Consider the following 19,223-nt stretch of genomic DNA (forward strand, 5'->3'; position numbering starts at 1 on the left):
GTCTTCTCTCAAAGGCGTGGGATCGAAAGCCCGCCATCGACCTTGATGGTCGTGCCCGTGGCAAAGGCCATTTGCCCGTCGGCAAGCGGAACCACCGCGCGGCCGATATCTTCCGGCTGCCCCCAACGGGCCGCCGGCACCAGGCCGTCTTCAATGCGCGCGGTGTACTTGTCTTTCACACCCGAGGTCATCGGCGTTTCGATGATGCCCGGACGGATCTCGAACACCCCGATGCCGTGAGGCGCCAGCCGCACGGCAAAAAGCTCCGCCATCATCGCGGCCCCGGCCTTGGACAGGCAGTATTCCGCGCGTTCGACCGATACCATGGTGGCGCTGACAGAGGTGATGAAGATCAGCGAGCGGTAGCTGTCTGCTTCACGGCCGGTCATGCGCCGGGCAACGTCCTGCGCCAGGAAAAAGGCTCCACGCAGATTGATGCCCATGACAAAATCGAAACTGTCCGCCTGGAGATCAAGGAGGTCGCCCCGGATCTTGGCCGGCACGCCCGCATTCGAAACAAGGGTCGAGATGGGCCCCAGCTCCTGCTCGACCCGGTCCAGAACGGCGCCGTGTCCTTCAATGTCCTGAAGGTCATGCCGGTAATACGCCGCCCCGCCACCAAGCCGTTCCAGGGCCGCGATGACATCCGGATCATCTTCGGCGACCTGCGCCATCAGCGCGATCTTGTAGCCGGCTGCCAGAAGCGCTTCGCAAATGCCGAGACCGATACCTCTTTGACCGCCCGTGACGAGCGCGACCTTCGTCATGCTGCCAGATCCTTCTTGATCGTTTCCGCAGTGCGCAGCGCCAGCGCCGCAACCGTCAGCGCCGGATTGACTGCGGCCGAGGTCGGCAGGGCGCCGGCGTCGCAGACAAACAGGTTCGGATTGTCCCAGGACCGGCAATCGGGCCCGAGAACAGACGTTGCCGGGTCGTTTCCAAGCCGTACGGTTCCGCACTGATGCGACGGCACACGCCCATCGAAAAGCCGCGACAGCACCACCGGGAAGCCAGCGTCCTTCAGCGTTTCCCTGGTCTTTTCAACCAGTTTCCGGTGTGCGGTCATGTTGGAGCGTTGCCAGATCAACTGGATCTTGCCGTCCTTCAAGACGACCCGGCTTTCGGGGTCGGGAAGGTCCTCGGAAATCAGATAAAGATCCAGCGCGTGACCGGAAATCCAGCGGGCGGCGAATTTCGGCAGATGCGGCACCTGGATCTTCAGGATGTCCGGCGTAACCCTCCCCAGAAGCTGGACATTGCCAAGCGGTTTGCCGTCTTCGCCATCGTCCAGATACCAGTCATTCAGGCCGAAGGTCTTCTGGTAGACGGCGGTGTTCCTGAACCGCGGGTCGATGGCAATCATCGCCGTCGCGTTGTGGTTCATGAAACAGCGGCCGACATACCCGGAGAGGTTGGCCACACCGGAGCGCAGCAACAGCGCCGCCGATTGCACCGCGCCGGCACAAAGCGCGACCACGCCGGGTGTCAGGCAATGGTCTTCGCCGTCCTTCCTGTAGTGAACCTCATGGATGCGGCTGGACTTGTAGCCGGTACGCAGCTCTGTCACCTCCGCCCCGGTGATCAGACTGACATTGTCGTGGGCCAGTGCCGTTCTCAAAGGGCAGGTTTCTGCGTCCATCTTGCCGCAGCGGGTGTCCGGATAGCCGTCCCAGCCAGTCTGTCCTGCATCGAGCCAGCGGTCGATGTCGACACCGAGCGGCAGGCTGAAGGGCTTCGTGCCCACCCGCTCCAGGCGCCGTCTGGCAACCCGGATCGCTTCTTCATCGGGCACCGGCGGAAACGGATAGGGCTGCCCATGCGGTGGCTCGGTGGCATCGGACTGCGCATCGCCGCGCACCTGGAACAGCTGCTCGGCCGCATCATACCAGGGCGACAACTCCTCATAGGGAAACGGCCAGGCGGGTGACATCCCGTCAAAATGCTCCAGCTCGCTGAAATCCTCGGCCCGATAGCGCAGCAGGACGGCGCCGTAGAGTTTCGAATTGCCGCCGACATTATAGTAGTTGCCGGGTTCGAAGGCCTCGCCGTCTTCATCCAGCCAGGTCTCGTTGGAGCGGAAGGCGCTGTTGGTGTAGATGCGCCAGGGATCGCGCGCCGGGGCATCGTCCGGGATCTGGTGACCCCGTTCCAGGATGACGATGCGGGCACCGGACGAGGCCAGCCCCGCTGCCAGCGACGCGCCGCCCATACCGCTCCCGATGATCACGATGTCCGGCGCGTCGTTCATGATGTCAGGCGACCCGGTTTTCCGTTTCCGGATCGAAGGCAACGGCCTTTTCCATGTTGAACGCGAACGGGAAGACATCCCCCGCACTCACGGCGACATCCGCACGGAACCGCCCGGTGACATCCTTGCCACCGATCTGGGTAACGACAAACGTGTCGGACCCTGCCGGCTCCGTCACTTCGACCGGCGCCTCAACCATATGGACGGCCTTGGAATTGCGGTCCGCGCCATCCTTGTCGGTGATCGCTTCCGGGCGAATGCCCAGAATGATGTCCCGGCCAATGCTGGACCCGAGCGTGTCATTGGCAAAGGGCACTGCTGCCTTGTTGCCATTGGCAAGGTTGATTTCCGCGGCCGGCTTGCCGTCGACCGCTGTGACCTTCGCCGGGAAGAGGTTCATGGACGGCGAACCCATGAAACCGGCGACGAACATGTTCGCCGGATTGTCGTAGATTTCCTTCGGCGTGCCGAGCTGCTGCACATAGCCGCCGAACATCACTGCAATGCGGGTCGACAGGGTCAGCGCCTCGATCTGGTCGTGGGTCACGTAGACGATGGTCGTGCCGAGCTTCTGGTGGAGCTTCTTGATTTCCGTGCGCATGTCGACGCGCAGCTTGGCATCCAGGTTGGAAAGCGGTTCGTCGAACAGGAAGACATCCGGCTCGCGCACCAGTGCGCGGCCCATGGCAACACGTTGCCGCTGGCCGCCCGACAGCTGGCCCGGTTTGCGGTCGAGCAGATGGCTGATCTGCAGAAGATCGGACACTTGCGCGATGCGCTTTTCGCGCTCCGGCTTGGCAATGCCGTGCATTTCCATGCCGAAGGAGATGTTCCCGGCGACCGTCATGTTGGGGTAGAGCGCGTAGGACTGGAACACCATCGCGATGTTCCTGTCGGCCGGCTTGACCCCGTTCATGCTGCGGTCGCGGATCGCGATCTCGCCGGAGGTGATGTCCTCCAGACCGGCGATCATGTTCAAGAGCGTGGACTTGCCGCAGCCGGACGGACCGACCAGAACGAGGAACTCGCCTTCTTCGATGGAGATGTTGGTCTCGTGCAGGACCTGAAGGGACCCATAGGACTTGGTCGCCTGTTTGATGTCGAGAAAGCCCATGGTCTTATCCTTTAACTGAGCCGGCCATCAGGCCACGGACGAAGTATCGGCCCGCCACGATATAGACGAGCAAGGTGGGCAGCGCGGCCATGATCGCGCCGGCAAAATGGACGTTGTATTCCTTCACGCCGGTGGAGGACTGCACCAGGTTGTTGAGCGCAACGGTCATCGGCTGACTGTTGAAGTCCGAGAAGGACGCACCGAACAGGAAGTCGTTCCAGATGTTGGTGAACTGCCAGATGATGCAGACCACGGCAATCGGACCGGAAGACGGCAGCAGGATGCGATAGAAGATGCGGAAGAAACCGGCACCATCGATCTGAGCCGCCCGCACCAGTTCCGTCGGGAACGCTGCATAGTAGTTGCGGAAATAGAGCGTCGAGAAGCCGATCCCGTAGACGAAGTGAACGAAGATCAGCCCCGGCACCGACCCGGCCAGCCCCATCAGGCCGAGCATGCGCGCCATCGGGATCAGAACCATCTGGAACGGAATGAAACAGCCGAACAGCAGGAGACCGAACAGGACGGTCGATCCGCGGAAGGCCCACTTGGTCAGGACATAGCCGTTCAGCGCACCGACCAGGGTCGACAGGGCCACGGCAGGCACCACCATGAGGATCGAGTTGAGGAAATAGGGGCGCAGACCCGTTGCCTCGACGCCGACCTGGGCCGTCGACCAGGCGCTCAGCCAGGGTGCGAGTGTCCAGTCCCGCGGCAGTGCCATCATGCCCCCGGCCGTGATCTCCGAAAGGGGTTTCAGGGAGTTCACCACCATGACGTAGAGCGGCAGCAGGTAATAGATGCAGAACAGGGCCAGGAGCGTATAGAGAATGACGCGGCCTGCGCTGAAGGAGCGGGTGTTGGAGGATGCGGTCGCCATCACTTTTTCTCCCTCAGCTCTGACCAGAGATAGGGCACGATGATCGCGGCGATCGTCATCAGCATGATCACGGCGGAAGAGGCACCGATGCCCATCTGGTTCCGGGTGAAGGTGTAGGAATACATGAAGGTCGCGGGCAGTTCGGTGGCCGTACCCGGGCCACCGCCGGTCAGGGCGATCACAAGGTCATAGGACTTGATCGCCATGTGGGCGAGCACCACGAAGGCCGACATGAAGGCGGGTCGCAGCTGCGGAATGACGATCCGGCGGTAGAGCGCGAAGGTCGAGGCGCCGTCAATCTGGGCGGCCTTCATCATCTCGCTGTCAATCCCGCGCAGGCCTGCCAGGAACATGGCCATCACGAAACCGGAGGTTTGCCAGACCGCGGCGATCACGATCGTGTAGATCGCCATTTCGCGATCCTTGATCCAGTTGAATTCGAAACTGGTCCAGCCCCAGCCCTGGACCACCGCCTCAATGCCGATGCCCGGATCGAGGAACCATTTCCAGGCAACCCCGGTCACGATGAAGCTGAGCGCCATCGGATAGAGATAGATCGTCCGGATGAAGCCCTCGGCGCGGATCCGCTGGTCGAGCAGGATGGCGAGCAGCAGCCCGAGCACGCAGCAGATCACGATATAAAGGACACCGAAGACGATCAGGTTTGAAACGGCGGTATCCCACGCCCTGATCTTGAACAGGTTCTCGTAGTTTTGCCAGCCGACCCATCCGAAGCTGGGCAGAATGCGGCTGTCGGTGAAAGACAGGTAAAGCGTGAAGAAGATGAAGCCGTAGACGAAGATCGCAACGATCGCGACGGTCGGGCTCAGCACCAGTTTGGGCAATGCGTCACGCAGTCTGTCAACAGCGGAACCACGAGGGTTTGCCGTTTCAGAAATAGACATGGTCAGTCCCCACCCCCAGGGTGAGAGCGGTGACGGATCACCGCTCTCGTTGGGAGGTTCTTACTTGTTGATCTGGACGGCGGTCACCAGCTCGTCGACAGCGGTCGCGCTGTCATACTCACCGTTGAAGTGAGCGGTGATGACGTCGTACATGGCGTTCTTCACGGCCGCCGGGTTGGCGTGACCATGTGCCATGGAGCCGTAGAGGTTGCCGCTGTCGGCAGCCTTTTTCAGATCAGCCATGCCCTTCTTGCCGCAGGCATCGAACGCTTCGTCGGAAACGTCCGTCCGTGCCGGCACCGAACCCTTGACCACGTTGAACGCGGACTGGAAGCTCGGCGACAGGATTGCGGTTGCCAGAGCAGCCTGCTCCTTGCCGACTTCAGAGCCTTGCGCAAACATCGCGAACTGGTCGGCGTTGAAGGTCACCTGGTCCTGCGTGCCCGGGAAACGGAAGCACAGGAAGTCCTGATCCGGAACCTTGTCGGCATTCAGGAATTCACCCTTTGCCCAGTCACCCATCATCTGGAAGGCAGCGTCGCCGTTGATCACCATGGCGGTCGCCAGGTTCCAGTCGCGGCCGGAGAAGTTGTCATCCACATAGGAGCGGATCACGGCCATCCGGTCAAAGGCTTCCTTCATGGTATCGGAACCAAGAGCTTCCTCATCGAGATCAATGAAGGCCTTCTTGTAGAATTCCGGACCACCGGTCGACATGGCCACAGCGTCGAACACGGTCGCGTCCTGCCAAGCCTGACCACCATGGGCGATTGCAGTCTTGCCGGACGCTTTCACTTTTTCCAGGGCTGCAACGAACTCGTCCCAAGTGGTCGGAACCGCAATGCCGAGTTCGTCGAGTACAGCCTTGTTGGCCCAGACCCAGTTGGTGGAGTGCACGTTCACCGGAGCGGACACCCACTTGCCGTCATGCTTTGCGAATTGCTGAAGGGCAGCCGGCACGACGTCGTCCCAGCCTTCCAGGCCAGCCTGGATGTTCAGATCGGCGAGAGCGCCTTCACCGGCCCAGTCGAGAATGTCGAAACCAAGCATCTGCACGGCGGTGGGCGGGTTGCCCGAGGTGACGCGTGCGCGCAGCACGGTCATGGCCTGGGTGCCGCCGCCACCGGCAACCGGCATATCCTGCCAGCCGATGCCCTGGCTCTGCAGGTCATCCTTCAGAACGTTCAGTGCGGCAGCTTCACCGCCGGACGTCCACCAGTGCAGAACCTCAACGTCTTCTGCCTGTACGCTGGTGCTCGCCGCCAACAGGGCAGCTGCAGCCGTCATCATCGATAGTTTACGCATGGTCTTCCTCCCTTAGCGCATTTCAAGATGTCACGGGTGCCGGACACTGGCATCCCGATCTTAACGCAACGTCTATTGTAACGTTGCAAACTGGATCAGTGTCAATGAAATTCAGCATGGGTTTCGGAAAAAGTTTTGTTGTTCTTTTACATATGATTATGGGATCAGCTCCAATTTTGCAGCGCAGCACGTTTTCAAGTTGTAACGTTTTAAATTCCCGGATTAGACTTGAATCGCAATCTGGGCTAAAAAGCTGTTGTTGAAGTGAACGGGCATGACGCGAAAAACCTTGGATTCCGAAGACACTATCGCCGCCGAACCGGCATCGCGTCCCACCTTGCGCACGGTTGCAGCCGAAGCCGGTGTTGCGGTCACCACGGTCTCGCGCGCCCTTGCCGACGATCCCAGAATTGCCGAAGCCACCCGCAAACGCATTGCCGCCGTTGCCGACAGATTGGGCTATGTTCCCAACCGCGCCGCCCAGCGCCTGCGCACCGGCCGCACCAAGGTGATCAGCCTGCTGCTCAACACCCGCCACGAATTCCTGAGTTTCACCTCCGAATTTCTCGGCGGCATGAGCGAAGGCCTTGCCGGCACCGGCTATGCCATCAATATCACCGCCGACCGGCTCTCCTCCGATCGGCTGGAGGTCATTCGCAACATCCGCCGGCACTCTCTGGCCGATGCCATCGTCTTCACCCGGACCGAGTGTTTCGACGAACGTGTCCGCTATCTCCTGGAGCACGACTTTCCGTTCGCCACCCATGGCCGGACGGATTTCACCACGCCGCACCCCTTCGTCGATTTCGACAATGAGGCCTTCGTGCGCATGGCCATCGAACGGCTCGCCCAGAAGGGCCGGCGCCACATCTGCATCGTCATGCCCAACGAGCGGTACACCTTCGGCCAGCACCTGCGCTTCGGCGCCCGTCAGGCCGCGATCACGCACGGTGTCCAGCTCACGGTCCCCGATGACATCGATCTCGATACCGAACCCGACGAGATCGCCGCCAAGCTGCGTGCCCTCCATGCGTCGGCCAACGCGCCCGACGGCTATGTCTGCGTCGGCGAGGTCATGGCGCTGATCACGCTGGCCTATCTCGGCGACATGGGCCTGACGCCCGGCAACGAGGTCGACGTGGTCGCCAAGCGCGCCTCGCCGATCTCCAATCATTTCCGCCCGAGAATCGAGACCATCGACGAGGATCTTCGCGCCACCGGACGGGCGATCGCAAAGGTCCTTCTCGACAGGATCGACGGTGCCCCGATGGAGAAGATGCAGGTTCTTCTCCAGCCCGAGGGTCCGTTCTCGATTTCGGGTTAGGGTTCTCATTACGACACCCAGGGCTGCCGCGTCCGGCCAATCCGCATGGTCACGGTCTTGGCTTCCAGGAACTCGTCGAGACCGTATTTGCCGAGCTCTCGGCCCTGCCCGCTTTCCTTCACGCCGCCGAAAGGCAGCTCGGCAAAGCCGTCCATCCAGGTATTGGTCCAGACCGTTCCCGCCTGCGCCTTGCGCGCGAACTCCAGGCAGGTATGGACATTTTCGCTCCAGACACCTGCCGACAGGCCATAATCGGCATCGTTGACCAGCGCGATGGCCTCCTCGAGCGTCTTGAAGGTCAACACCGACAGGACCGGCCCGAAGACCTCTTCTCGGGCGATCGGCATGTGGCTCTCGACATTGGCGATCACGGTCGGCTGGTAGAACTGTCCGGTCAGGCCGGGAACCGACAACGGCTCCCCGCCCAACCGGACACTGGCTCCGGTCTTGCTCGCGTCCCGAACATATGTATCGATCTTGTTTTGATGTTCAGGTGTGATGATCGCGCCGACTTTGGTCGATGGGTCCAGCGGATCGCCGAAGGGCACCTTCCTGGACAGGTCAACCGTCCGTTTCAGAAACTCTTCGGCGATGTCCTCGTGCACGATGATCCGGGAGCCGGAATTGCAGCATTCGCCAGCATTGAAATAGACGCCGAACGCGACAGCATCGACGGCGCTTTCGAGATCCGCATCCGGGAAGATGACCTGCGGGTTCTTGCCGCCAAGTTCCAGCGACACTTTCTTCAGCGTATCCCCGGCGGCCTTGACGATGGCCTTGCCGACGGCTGTCGAGCCGGTGAACGTCACCATGTCGACCCGCTTGTCGGTGGTCATCGCGGCCCCGACCGGGTCGCCATAACCCAGAACAATATTGGCAACGCCTGCCGGCAGGCCGGCCTCCAGCAGCAATTCGCCGAGGATCACCGTGGTTGCCGGCGTCATCTCCGAGGGCTTGATGACCGCCGTGCAGCCAGCGGCAAGCGCGAAGGGCAGTTTCTGGGAGACGATCAGGAACGGGAAGTTCCACGGCGTGATGATCGAAACAACACCGATCGGCTCTTTCAACACCAGGCCGAGAAAGTCGCTGCCAAGCGAATTGTGGCTCTCACCATGCATGGTGCGGGCCAGCGAGGCAGCGTATCGCCAGATATCCGCAGCCCCTTCGATTTCGGCCAGCGCCTGGCTGATCGGCTTGCCGGATTCCAGCGTTTCAAGAAGAGCGATGCGTTCCCGGTCGCGGTCGATCAGATCGGCCACCTTCAAAAGCAGCGTCGCCCGGTCCTTGCCGCTGGTCTGCGACCAGTTCCCCTTGTCGAAGGCGCGGCGTGCGGCGGAGACAGCGGCATCGACATCGCCGGCGCCGCCCCTGGCAGCGACCGTGACGAGGCTGCCATGGGACGGAGACACACGTTCAAAGGCGGCCCCATCCGCACTCTGGCACCAGTCGCCGTCAATCAGGTGACGGGCGACAAAAGGCTCGGCCGGGAGCTTGGCTTCGCTGATGGATACGACGTTCAATTCACTCATGACTGGGTTCCGGAGAAATTCGGTTTGCGCTTGTCCTTGAAGGCGGAAACGCCTTCGTTGCGATCATCTGTCGGGCTGATCATGCCGGAGCCCAGCGCCTCGATCATGGCGCTGCGGTCCTCGTCGACGGCCGCATGGATCATGTATTTGGCGACCTCGACGGCGCGGCCGGACTTGGTGGTCAGCTTCTCCGCCATCTCGAAGGCAGTAGCTTTCGGGTCGTCGGCGATGTCCGCGAGAAAGCCGGCGGCCTGCGCTCGCTCGGCCGAAATCCGGCGCCCGAACAGGGCCATTTCCTTGACCATCGGCTCACCGATCAGGCGGATGAGGCGCTGCGTGCCGGACCAGCCCGGAACGATGCCGACCGAGGCTTCCGGCAGGGCAAGCGTCGCGCCTGGCGCCAAGACCCGGATATCGGCCGTCGCCGCAAATTCAAGACCACCGCCAAAGGCATGTGCGCCGATGGCCGCCACGGTCGGCTTGGACAGACGCGCCAGGCGGTCGAACACGCGGTGGCCTTCCCGCACCCAGTGACGGGCAAAGTCAAACGGGCCGAGTTCCGCCCATTCCAGAATATCAGCCCCCGCACAGAACGCCTTGCTTTCGGCTGCCGTGATCACCACCGCGCAGATCGACGCGTCGCGCTCCAGTTCGTCGCAATGGGCCTCGAGCGCTCTCAGCATGTCCAGCGTGAACGCATTGAGCTTGGCCGGGTTGTCCAGCTTCAGCTCGGCAATTTCGCCATGGCGATAAAGATGCAGCGCACTCAAAGGCTCAGCTCCATCCTGCCGCTGGTCAACAGCGACTTCGGCATTTCCGTCAGCGTGTTGGCGAGATGGACCCGTCCTTTGGAGGCATCAACGATGTCGCGGGCGGGATCGATGCCCGGCATGATTTCGGTGGCGACCAAACCGGAGTCGGTCAGCTGGATGACACAGCGCTCGGTGACATAAAGGACGTCCTGGCCGAGTTCCCGCGCCCGGCGGCCGGAGAAGGTCACATGCTCGACCTCGTCGACCATCTTGGTGAACTTGCCCGGTTTCTTGACCGTCAGAGCCTCGTCGGTCAGCTCGAGCTCGGCACCGGCTTCAAAGAGACCCGAAAAGACGATCTTGCGCGCATTGGCCGTGATATCGACGAATCCGCCGCAACCGGCCGTCAGATAGGGTTTCTTGCCCAGCTTGGAAACATTGACGTTGCCGTCGAGATCGATCTCCAGGAAGGACAGGAAGGAGACATCAAAGCCGCCGCCCTGAAAATAGGTGAATTGCTGCGGTGACGGCATATAGGCGTCGGCATTGGAGGCACAGCCGAAGGCAAATCCGGTAAGCGGCATGCCGCCCGTCGCGCCTTGCTCGATCGCCCAGGTCACGGCCTGTTCCTGACCGGCTTCCAACAGCACACGCGGCACCATCGCGGAAATGCCGAAGCCGAGATTGGCGGTTTGACCGGCACTCAGCTCCATGGCTGCACGACGTGCAACAATCTTCTCCACGCCGTGCTCGGCCAGGGAGAAGCTGGACCATGGCCGCATGATCTCGCCGGAGATCGCCGGATCGTAGTCGGTCTCGGTTGTCTGGCGCTGGTCCGGATCAACGACAATCAGATCCACCAGGTGGCAGGGCACACGCACATCATGGGGCCGCAGCGAACCTGCTGCCGTCACCCGCTTGACCTGTGCGATGACAAGGCCGCCGTGATTGCGCACAGCGATCGCCTGCTCCAACCCGCCCAGATAGGCACCTTCATGCTCGTAGGTCAGGTTGCCGTTCTCATCGGCGGTCGTCGCCCGGATGATGGCAACATCCGGAACGATGTTCGGAAAGTGCAGCCAGGTCTCGCCGCCAAGCTCAAGCCGGTTGACGATGGGCCGCCCGGCGGCAACGTCGTTCATCGCGCAGCCCTGGCGGATCGGATCGACAAACGTGTCGAGACCGACCTTTGTCATGACACCTGGACGGCGCGCTGCCACATCCCGGTGCATGTCGAAAAGAATGCCGGAGGGAACGTTATAGGCGGCAACCCGGTTCTCTACGAGCATCTGCCAGATACCCGGCATCGGCAGGGAAGACGGACCGGACGGATAAGACCCGGCGATGATCGTCGACAAGAGGCCGTCCTTGGCAATGTGGTCGATGCCCTTGATGCCGTACATGTCGCCGGCCGCAATCGGGTGCAGCGTGGTAAGGTTCCTCGGATGCCCTTCCCTGTCGAACCTCTCGCCGATGGCCTGAAGGATCCGGTCGGGGCACCCGAGGCCGGAGGAAGAGGAAACGGTAACCGTCGCGCCGTCCTGAATGCGGACGGCAGCGTCGTCCATGGAAACGATTTTGGACGCCATGGCTCAAAACCCTCCGTAGTCGACGTCGACGGCCTTGCCTGAGCGGGCGGCTTCGCGCACGGCAAGCGCAACGGCCAGCGACTTTACGCCGTCCGCTCCGTCGGCAGACGGACGGCCGCTGCCGGCGACGGCGCCCGCAAAAAGACCAAGTGCGCGGTGATAGAGATTGTGGCTGTCGTAAGCGACGTCGGTCTCGCCATTGGTATCCACCAGCTTGACCGTCCCGACCGGCTCCTGCGTCATGACGTTGCGCGCGAAGATCGAGCCATCGGTTCCATGAAATTCGATCCCGGTCCCCGCAAAGCCGTGCGTGAAGCTTTCATGGGTCTGCACCATCGCACCGGACGGCATCGACCAGACCGACATCACACTGTCCTCGACACCTTCGCCCATGCCGGACGTCCCGGCCTTGGCGACCACGTCAATCGGGTCTTCGGCGAGGTGAAAACGGATCGTGTCGGCATCGTGAACGGTGATATCCGGAATGACGCCGCCGCCTGCCGACGCGTCGTTGATGCGCCAGCCACGCAGGTGTTCGGGCAAATTGACCGCGTGAAAGACCCGCGCGCTCATCACCTTGCCGATGCGGCCGGAGCCGATCAGCTCGCGAATGGCGAGATGCGATCCGGCATTGCGCAGGTGGTGATTGGTCGCGAAAACGACGCCTTTGTCCTCCGCGGCCCGCACCATCTCGACCGCCTCGGCCAGCGTCATGCCCAGAGGTTTTTCGCAGAGCACATGCTTGCCGGCGGCAATCGCCGCCAGGGCCTGAGGATGGTGTTTTTCGTTGGTCGTGGAGATATAGACCGCGCCGATGCTGTCATCGGCGAGCAATGCGTCCAGATCCGTGTAGCTGTCGGGAATGTTGTTATCCCGCGCAAAGGCTTCGCCGCGGGCCGCATCCGAACTCAGGACGGACTGGATCTCCAGACCCGGCTGCACGCGGATTGCGTCGATCACATAGCTGGATGCAATCCGGCTCGCGCCAATCAGTCCCCAACGCATTCAATCCTCCCGAGAGATCAATTTTTTTGGAACGTTCCAATTTTCAGGCATATTTATTGGAACGTTCCAAAATGTCAAGATGGATCGGGTCAAAAAACGACGTGACGTTTTTCTAGAAAAATAGCCTTGAAAGCGCCGAGGCGACAAAACCGAGACCAGCCAACAGGATAACCACTTCAATAACCAGGCTGTGGCGCGATGGCCCAAGACGCGCAACCAGCAGACTGGCCAGCCAGGACGCTGGCAATGTCACGAGCCCCATCAAGAGCCCCGCCACGATCATCGGCAGATCGAGCAGGCCCAGGAACCAGAATGTCACTACCCGTGACAGCGCGTTGATGATCCCGATCGCCGCATCCGTGCCCATCAGATAGACACCATGCAGACCGAATGTATTGAGCGCGGCAATCACGAACATGCCCGATCCGACGGCGGTGCCGCTGATGGCCCCGAAGACGAAGCCGATGACGGCGATGGTCTGCCAGGTCGGCTTGAAATCCAGACGCTTCAGCAGCCGCCGCAAGGGGATCGCGGCAAGCAGGACCAGGCCGAAAATGGCCAGAAGAACAGTTTCCGGAACCCATTTCAGGAAGGCCGCCCCGACCGCCAGGCCAGGCAGGGAGGCGAGAATAAACTGCGCGACCAGCCGCCAGCGGATTGCTCTGCGATAGAAGTAGAGCCTGCCAATATTGGCACACAGTGCGTAGACCGCGATCAGCGGCACCACCGCTTTCGGCCCGACGATTGGCGTCAGCACGATTGCCAAGAGAAAGGACCCGCCAAATCCGGCGACACCGCTCACAAAGGCGGAGGCAAAGGCGGCTCCCACGATCAACGCCAGATCCGCCGGATCCACCAGCGCCGCCAGACCGGCCGCCATTTCCATCACGGCTCAGATCTCACGCGCCAGGTCCTTCAACGTTGTCGCCGCCGACCGTTTCAGGACCTGTCGACAGGTCTTGCGCAGCGCTTCCCCGGCCGGCGACAGGCTGCGCCCCCGATAGGTGACGATACCAAGACTGCGGCTGACATCCGGGTTGCCGATCGGTTTGGCGACGAGGTTCAGGTCGGTGCGCTTGAGGCGCACCAGCGTCGGCACGGCAGAGACCCCCAGATTCTGGCCGACAAAGGCGAGCAACGCGTTGAAATGCCCGACTTCGATGTCTCCCGAGAGGTAGCGGATATTGTCACCGAGCGAGCGCTCCAGGAGATTGGTGGTACCGCTGCCCGCCCGCATCCGGATGAAGTTATGGGGGCCTAGATCCTCCCAGGTCAGATCCGATTGCCGTGCCAGCGGATGGTCGCGGTGACAGATCAGGACGAACCTGTCCTCAAAGAGCGGCTCAAAGGCAAGCTCCGGATGCCCTTCCCCGAATTGCGCCAGGGCCAGCTCGGACTTGCGTTGCAAAACCCGTTCAAGAGCGGCCGGGCTGGAGCTTTCCGTCAGGCGCACACGCACTCGCGGGTTCTCCGCCTTGAACTCGGCAATGATCTTCGGCAGCAGTGTGTCGGCCACGGTCATGTTGCTCGACATGGCAACCGTGCCGGTGCGGATCTGAACCAGATCCCGGATGTCGGTCAGCGACTGCTTGAACTCGTCGACAATCCGGATTGCCTCGGGAAGAAATTCTTCCCCGACCAGCGACACCGAGACACGGCGGGTGGTTCTGTCGAGCAGGCGTGCGCCCAGATCCTCTTCCAGCTTCTTGATCCGGCGTGACAGCGCCGACTGCGTGATGTTGAGCTCTTCGGCCGCCCGCGCAAAGCTGCCGAACTCGGCCACGGCGATAAAGGCCTGGATGTCGTCAAGCTTTGTTCGCATGCCAAAACGATATTTGCATGAAACTCATTAATCAATGACTTCTTTGAGTTTGCCTCAGTTATCGATTGGTGTCAGCCTTAGCCATGGAGGAAATTCCGCCAGGGCAGAAGAGGATTGGAACCCGGCGGTCGCTTTAGGAGGAAAAGCAACATGAAGACGTTCACCAAACGCGTGGTTCTGGGCATGATGGCCGCCACGATGCTGACCCCGGCAGTCGCTCTGGCCGATGATTTCAGCCTGGAAGGCAAGACGGTCACCTGGATCGTGGGCTTCAAGGAAGGCGGCGGCACCGACCGCCTGACACGACTGCTGCAATCGAAACTCAGCGAACATCTGCCGGGCAACCCGGACGTGATCGTTCTGAACAAGCCGGGCGGCGGCTCCGTCACAGCCGCCAACGATTTCCAAGCCAATGCACCGGCCGACGGCACCACGCTGATCATGGCCTCCACCTCAACCTTCCTGCCGGTTCTGCTGGGGGCATCCGTTGCCAAATATGATCCGAATGAATGGGAGGCTGTCGCCGGGTTTGCGCGCGGCGCCACCATGTTCGGCATTGCCGACCAGATCGGTGCGAAGGGCAACGGATCTGACGCCAGGACCGACTACGAAGGCATGGAAAAGGCCAGCATACGCTTCGGCCTGGAAACGCCGATTTCTGCCGAAATGCTCGATCTCGTCGCCATGAACCTGCTCGGCATCGACGCCCGCGTGATCTTCGGCCTGAGCTCCAAGGATGCAGAAGCCGCCTTCCAGCGCGGCGAAATGAACATGAACACCGACAACACCCGGTCCTATCTCAAGGATTTTGGTGACGATCCCAAAGTCGTGCCGGTCTGGACCTATGGCGTAATCGATGAAAGCGGCAAGCTGCTCCGTGACCCGGATCTGCCGGACGTTCCAACTTTCCCGGAATTCTATGAAGCGGCCAAGGGCGACGCCCCGAGCGGCCTTGGCTATACGCTGCAGCAGAACCTGATGAACGCGAAGGTGATGATATCCAAGGCGGTCATGCTGCCGAAGGGCACGCCGGACAATGTGCAGCAGATCTATATCGACGCCCTGAAAGCCGTTGTGGCTGACCCGGCCGTGGCAGAAAAGCTGCCGCGTGAAATCGGATCCATGCCGGTCAATTTCGGTGAGGCTACACAGCGGGCAATCGAGCTGGGTACAGCTATGGACCCGGCCGTTCGGGACTGGGCGAACGAGTTCCTGCAGGCCAACTACGACGCTTCGCTCGACTGATAGCGCAGAAAACTGTGCCGGCGCTGCCTTGGCGCCGGCGCTCCTTGTGGTCCTGGTTCACCCGATGCCATTCCAGAAAACAAAGAAAACCTCGTCCGCAGTCACGGATCAACGTCTGGTGCTCCCATGTTAGATGCCGCCGTCTCAGCCCTTGCCCAACTGACATCGCCTGAAACTTTTCTGGCGTTGATCGCCGGCGTAGTTATCGGTCTTGTCGTTGGCGTTCTACCGGGCCTTGGCGGCACAGCGGGTCTCGCACTGCTGCTGCCCTTTGTCTTCGGAATGGAGCCCAACACTGCACTCGCGATGATGATTGGCCTAACCGCGGTGACAACAACCTCAGACACGTTTCCCTCTGTCCTGATGGGCATTCCAGGGACGTCGGGATCACAAGCCACCGTGCTCGACGGCTTTCCGATGTCCAAGCGCGGCGAAGGCACACGCGCCCTTTCCGCTGCATTCGTCTCATCCATGTTCGGCGGCATCTTCGGCGCCTTTGTACTCTCCTTCGCTGTCTTCTTTGCCAAACCGATCATATTGAAAATCGGCTTCGGCGAGCAATTCATGCTGGTCGTTCTGGCCTTGTCCATGGTTGGCATCCTGACCGGCTCGAACATCTGGAAAGGGCTTGCCGCCTGTTCAATCGGCCTGATGCTGGGCGCACTTGGCGCAGCGCCCCTGTCAGGCGTCCAGCGCGCCACGCTCGGCACCGACTATCTGCTCGACCCGCTGCCGCTTGTCGTTGTCGGTCTTGCGATGTTCGCGACCCCGGAGATCATCGATCTCCTGCGGCGCCAGTCGACGATTTCCGAAAGCGGCAAACTCGGCACGGGCTGGCTTCAAGGGTTCCGCGACTGGCTCAGCAACTGGTGGCTGTCGCTGCGCTGCGCGGTGATCGGCTGCATCATCGGTGCGCTCCCCGGTCTCGGTGGCAGCGTCGTTGACTGGATCGCCTATGGTCATGCCTTGCAGACAACCAAGAACCGCGAGAATTACGGCAAGGGCGATGTACGTGGTGTGATCGCACCGGAATCGGCCAACAATGCCAAGGAAGGCGGCGCCCTGATGCCGACGATCCTGCTCGGCATTCCCGGGTCGGGCAGCATGGCCATCCTGCTCGGTGGCCTTGTGCTGATCGGTGTCGAACCCGGCACCGAACTCATCACCGACCAGATGGACCTGGTCTACCTGATCATCTGGTCGATCGCGGCCGCAAACATCGTCGGAGCCGGCATCTGTTTCCTGCTGTCGCCGCAGATCGCTCGGCTGACCACCATCCGCTATGCCCTGCTGGCGCCCTTCATGTTCGGCATCATCTTCTTTGCCGCCTTCCAGGCAACACGGAGCTGGGGGGATCTCGTTGCGCTGTTTCTGCTGAGCGTGCTCGCCGTCTACATGAAACGCTTCGGCTGGTCCCGCCCTGCCCTTCTGATCGGCTTCGTGCTGTCCGTGCGCGTCGAAACCTCGGTCTACCAGACGGTTGCACTCTACGGCATTTCCTTCCTGGAACGCCCCATCGTCATTGTCCTGCTGGTTCTGACCATCCTGTCGGTCGTCGCCGCCGTCTTCTTCAAACAGGCACCTTCAGGACCGCTGACCCAGGACGGTCCTTTCACCAACAAGAAAACCGGTCCGCAATGGCTGTTCCTGGCTTTCCTCACCGGTGCCGCCATCTTCATTCTCCAGGACGGCATGGGCTTCAACCAGCTCACCGGGCTGTTCCCGATGGTCGCCTCCGTCAGTGCGCTGGTTTTCATTGCTCCCCTCGCGGTCTCCATGCTGCTGAAACGTGCACCGTCGACGCTCTTCTTCGATGCCGAACGTGGCGCCGACAAGGACAGACCCTCTGCCGAATTCTTCATTGGGCTGCTCGCCGCCATGCTCGTCTTCGCAGCCCTTGTCGGGTTCGTGCTTGGCATCGCCACCTTCATCTTCCTGTTCCTGTGGAAGCGTGCGGAGATTGCCTGGTGGAAAGCGCTCGGCGGCGCCCTCGGCTTCGTGATCTTCCTCGGCATCCTGTCCGACCAGCTGACGCTCCGCTACCCGACCGGGCTGCTGCAGACGTGGATCACCCTGCCCTGGCCGTTGCAGTAAGAGGACACAATCATGCTTGCCATCGACAACGGCCCCATTGAAAAACAGCTGGCCGCCTATATCGCGGACGCAGCAGACGCAGAGGTTCCTGAAGAGGTCCTGATCCGCGCGCGCTGCCATCTCCTGGATACGCTCGCGGCCATCCTCTCCGGACGCTACCTGCCTGCCGGCTCCTTTGGCTACCGCTACGCTGAAGCGTCCGGTCAATCGGGAAACGCCTCCCTGCTTGGCTCAGGGAAATCTGCCGGACCGGAGCTGGCGGCCTTTGCCAATGCGATGGCAGCCCATGCGGACGAGACCGACGACAGCCACATCAAGGGACGTTTTCACCCCGGGTGTGCAGTCCTTCCGGCCGCGCTTGCCGCAGCTGAGCATGCCCAAACATCCGGCGCTGCACTCCTGAAGGCCATTGCACTCGGTTATGACATCGGCGCGCGCTCCACCATGGCGCTCGGCTTCAGGAGCCCGAAAACCACCGTCTTTTCAACACACTCCTTCGGGGCGCTGTTTGGGGCGTCAGCGGCTGCAGGGAGCCTTCTCGGCCTCAACGGAAAGGAAGCAGAAGCGCTTCTGTCGCTGACGGTTCAGCAAGCCTCGGGTCTCTCTTACTGGAACCGCGATCCGGACCATGTCGAAAAGTCTTTCGACTTCGGTGCCAAAGCAGCCCGCAACGGTGTCTTCGCCGCGCTTCTCGCAAAAGCCGGCATGACTGTGCCGGACCGGGCGCTGACCGGTCTCAATGGGTATCTTGAGGCCTACGCGGAACAGGCTGATGCAAGCCTTCTCTCGGAGGGCCTGGGAGAAAGGTTCGAAATCCTGCAGGCCACCATCAAGAAGTGGTCGGTCGGATCTCCGATCCAGTCTGTTCTCGACGCCATCGAAGCCCTTTTCCAGGGCAAACCCGCAGATCCCCGCAGCATTCAAAAAATAGTCGTGCAGCTCCCGTCGAACCGCATCCATGTCGTAGACGATCGTCACATGCCTGCGATCTGCGCCCAGCATCTTGTCGCGATCGCACTCCTGGACGGGCGGGTCACCTTCGCCAGTTCCCACGACGACGCCCGTATGCGGGACACCGCCATACAATTGCTGCGCAAAAAAATCGAATTGCTTTCCAACGACGCACTGACCGAAGCCCGGCCAGAGCGACAGGCCATCGTCACCGTCGAAATGCAAAATGGTGAAAAACGACGGCACCACACCAAGGTCGTTCGCGGCACGCCGGACGATCCCATGTCCCCTGCAGAAGTTGCCGCAAAGGCAACCGACATTCTTGCGCCATTGCTTCCCGATCAAGGCAGTCGGCTGATCTCACTCTGCCTTGAGCAGGACTTTGAGATCAGCGACCTGGTCGCAGCCTGTCGTCTCAAGGAATTCGCGTGATGAATGCCCCCCATAGACCATCCCACGG

Annotated in this window: 16 protein-coding genes; 4 read left to right on the forward strand and 12 right to left on the reverse strand. The window is 61.3% G+C overall.

Annotation, left to right across the window (positions count from 1 at the left end; all coding sequences use genetic code 11):
- Positions 1–8 precede the first annotated feature (8 nt).
- From ACO6TG_RS08850 to ACO6TG_RS08875, 6 genes are read right to left on the reverse strand one after another with little or no spacing between them, the layout of a single operon-like run.
- Positions 9–767 carry a 3-ketoacyl-ACP reductase gene (locus ACO6TG_RS08850; protein WP_422377837.1) on the reverse strand — a complete coding sequence of 253 codons (759 nt, stop codon included), beginning with the start codon at positions 765–767 and terminating at the stop codon, positions 9–11.
- Positions 764–2,248: a GMC oxidoreductase gene (locus tag ACO6TG_RS08855; protein ID WP_422377838.1), complete on the reverse strand. Its 1,485-nt coding sequence runs from the start codon at positions 2,246–2,248 to the stop codon at positions 764–766. The genes ACO6TG_RS08850 and ACO6TG_RS08855 overlap by 4 nt, the downstream gene beginning before the upstream one ends.
- Before the next feature lie 4 nt (positions 2,249–2,252).
- Positions 2,253–3,362, reverse strand: a complete 1,110-nt coding sequence (locus ACO6TG_RS08860) for an ABC transporter ATP-binding protein (protein WP_094072071.1) — start codon at positions 3,360–3,362, stop codon at positions 2,253–2,255.
- Between the two features lie 4 nt (positions 3,363–3,366).
- Complete coding sequence (locus ACO6TG_RS08865; protein WP_422377839.1) at positions 3,367–4,242, reverse strand: carbohydrate ABC transporter permease; 876 nt, start codon at positions 4,240–4,242, stop codon at positions 3,367–3,369.
- Positions 4,242–5,147, reverse strand: a complete 906-nt coding sequence (locus ACO6TG_RS08870) for a carbohydrate ABC transporter permease (protein ID WP_198338422.1) — start codon at positions 5,145–5,147, stop codon at positions 4,242–4,244. Before ACO6TG_RS08870 ends, ACO6TG_RS08865 begins: the two co-directional genes overlap by 1 nt.
- A gap of 60 nt (positions 5,148–5,207) precedes the next feature.
- Positions 5,208–6,452 (reverse strand): ABC transporter substrate-binding protein, encoded by a 1,245-nt coding sequence (locus ACO6TG_RS08875; RefSeq protein WP_094072073.1) that lies wholly within the window; start codon positions 6,450–6,452, stop codon positions 5,208–5,210.
- Between the two features lie 274 nt (positions 6,453–6,726).
- Between ACO6TG_RS08875 and ACO6TG_RS08880 the strand changes: the two genes are divergently transcribed.
- Positions 6,727–7,776: a substrate-binding domain-containing protein gene (locus ACO6TG_RS08880; protein WP_422377840.1), complete on the forward strand. Its 1,050-nt coding sequence runs from the start codon at positions 6,727–6,729 to the stop codon at positions 7,774–7,776.
- Between the two features lie 8 nt (positions 7,777–7,784).
- Here the strand turns inward: ACO6TG_RS08880 and ACO6TG_RS08885 are convergent, their stop codons facing one another.
- From ACO6TG_RS08885 to ACO6TG_RS08910, 6 genes are all read right to left on the reverse strand, one after another.
- On the reverse strand, positions 7,785–9,305 hold the full coding sequence (locus ACO6TG_RS08885) for an aldehyde dehydrogenase family protein (RefSeq protein WP_422377841.1): 1,521 nt from the start codon (positions 9,303–9,305) through the stop codon (positions 7,785–7,787).
- Complete coding sequence (locus tag ACO6TG_RS08890; protein WP_422377842.1) at positions 9,302–10,075, reverse strand: enoyl-CoA hydratase/isomerase family protein; 774 nt, start codon at positions 10,073–10,075, stop codon at positions 9,302–9,304. The genes ACO6TG_RS08885 and ACO6TG_RS08890 overlap by 4 nt, the downstream gene beginning before the upstream one ends.
- Positions 10,072–11,646, reverse strand: coding sequence for an acyl CoA:acetate/3-ketoacid CoA transferase (locus tag ACO6TG_RS08895; RefSeq protein ID WP_422377843.1), 1,575 nt, complete (start codon positions 11,644–11,646; stop codon positions 10,072–10,074). Before ACO6TG_RS08895 ends, ACO6TG_RS08890 begins: the two co-directional genes overlap by 4 nt.
- A gap of 3 nt (positions 11,647–11,649) precedes the next feature.
- Positions 11,650–12,651, reverse strand: a complete 1,002-nt coding sequence (locus tag ACO6TG_RS08900; RefSeq protein WP_422377844.1) for a Gfo/Idh/MocA family protein — start codon at positions 12,649–12,651, stop codon at positions 11,650–11,652.
- Positions 12,652–12,763: 112 nt separating this feature from the next.
- A complete protein-coding gene (locus ACO6TG_RS08905; RefSeq protein WP_422378858.1) occupies positions 12,764–13,537 on the reverse strand; it encodes a sulfite exporter TauE/SafE family protein in 774 nt (257 codons plus the stop codon).
- Between the two features lie 6 nt (positions 13,538–13,543).
- A complete protein-coding gene (locus tag ACO6TG_RS08910; RefSeq protein ID WP_422377845.1) occupies positions 13,544–14,473 on the reverse strand; it encodes a LysR family transcriptional regulator in 930 nt (309 codons plus the stop codon).
- 150 nt (positions 14,474–14,623) lie between these two features.
- On the opposite strand from ACO6TG_RS08910, the gene ACO6TG_RS08915 reads away from it, so the two are divergent.
- From ACO6TG_RS08915 to ACO6TG_RS08925, 3 genes are all read left to right on the forward strand, one after another.
- Positions 14,624–15,718 carry a Bug family tripartite tricarboxylate transporter substrate binding protein gene (locus tag ACO6TG_RS08915; RefSeq protein ID WP_422377846.1) on the forward strand — a complete coding sequence of 365 codons (1,095 nt, stop codon included), beginning with the start codon at positions 14,624–14,626 and terminating at the stop codon, positions 15,716–15,718.
- Between the two features lie 126 nt (positions 15,719–15,844).
- Positions 15,845–17,812, forward strand: a complete 1,968-nt coding sequence (locus ACO6TG_RS08920; protein WP_422377847.1) for a tripartite tricarboxylate transporter permease — start codon at positions 15,845–15,847, stop codon at positions 17,810–17,812.
- A gap of 12 nt (positions 17,813–17,824) precedes the next feature.
- Positions 17,825–19,195 (forward strand): MmgE/PrpD family protein, encoded by a 1,371-nt coding sequence (locus ACO6TG_RS08925; RefSeq protein ID WP_422377848.1) that lies wholly within the window; start codon positions 17,825–17,827, stop codon positions 19,193–19,195.
- The last annotated feature ends 28 nt before the right edge of the window (positions 19,196–19,223 follow it).

Source organism: Roseibium sp., assembly GCF_965233565.1.
Classification (GTDB): domain Bacteria; phylum Pseudomonadota; class Alphaproteobacteria; order Rhizobiales; family Stappiaceae; genus Roseibium.

Excerpts from the sequence above, each read along its gene's own strand:
- ACO6TG_RS08920 (WP_422377847.1), top strand. The coding sequence starts at position 15,845 with ATGTTAGATGCCGCCGTCTCAGCCCTTGCCCAACTGACATCGCCTGAA.
- ACO6TG_RS08905 (WP_422378858.1), bottom strand. The coding sequence starts at position 13,537 with ATGGAAATGGCGGCCGGTCTGGCGGCGCTGGTGGATCCGGCGGATCTG.
- ACO6TG_RS08875 (WP_094072073.1), bottom strand. The coding sequence starts at position 6,452 with ATGCGTAAACTATCGATGATGACGGCTGCAGCTGCCCTGTTGGCGGCG.
- ACO6TG_RS08915 (WP_422377846.1), top strand. The coding sequence starts at position 14,624 with ATGAAGACGTTCACCAAACGCGTGGTTCTGGGCATGATGGCCGCCACG.
- ACO6TG_RS08900 (WP_422377844.1), bottom strand. The coding sequence starts at position 12,651 with ATGCGTTGGGGACTGATTGGCGCGAGCCGGATTGCATCCAGCTATGTG.
- ACO6TG_RS08870 (WP_198338422.1), bottom strand. The coding sequence starts at position 5,147 with ATGTCTATTTCTGAAACGGCAAACCCTCGTGGTTCCGCTGTTGACAGA.
- ACO6TG_RS08895 (WP_422377843.1), bottom strand. The coding sequence starts at position 11,646 with ATGGCGTCCAAAATCGTTTCCATGGACGACGCTGCCGTCCGCATTCAG.
- ACO6TG_RS08860 (WP_094072071.1), bottom strand. The coding sequence starts at position 3,362 with ATGGGCTTTCTCGACATCAAACAGGCGACCAAGTCCTATGGGTCCCTT.
- ACO6TG_RS08880 (WP_422377840.1), top strand. The coding sequence starts at position 6,727 with ATGACGCGAAAAACCTTGGATTCCGAAGACACTATCGCCGCCGAACCG.
- ACO6TG_RS08885 (WP_422377841.1), bottom strand. The coding sequence starts at position 9,305 with ATGAGTGAATTGAACGTCGTATCCATCAGCGAAGCCAAGCTCCCGGCC.
- ACO6TG_RS08850 (WP_422377837.1), bottom strand. The coding sequence starts at position 767 with ATGACGAAGGTCGCGCTCGTCACGGGCGGTCAAAGAGGTATCGGTCTC.
- ACO6TG_RS08865 (WP_422377839.1), bottom strand. The coding sequence starts at position 4,242 with ATGGCGACCGCATCCTCCAACACCCGCTCCTTCAGCGCAGGCCGCGTC.
- ACO6TG_RS08925 (WP_422377848.1), top strand. The coding sequence starts at position 17,825 with ATGCTTGCCATCGACAACGGCCCCATTGAAAAACAGCTGGCCGCCTAT.
- ACO6TG_RS08910 (WP_422377845.1), bottom strand. The coding sequence starts at position 14,473 with ATGCGAACAAAGCTTGACGACATCCAGGCCTTTATCGCCGTGGCCGAG.
- ACO6TG_RS08855 (WP_422377838.1), bottom strand. The coding sequence starts at position 2,248 with ATGAACGACGCGCCGGACATCGTGATCATCGGGAGCGGTATGGGCGGC.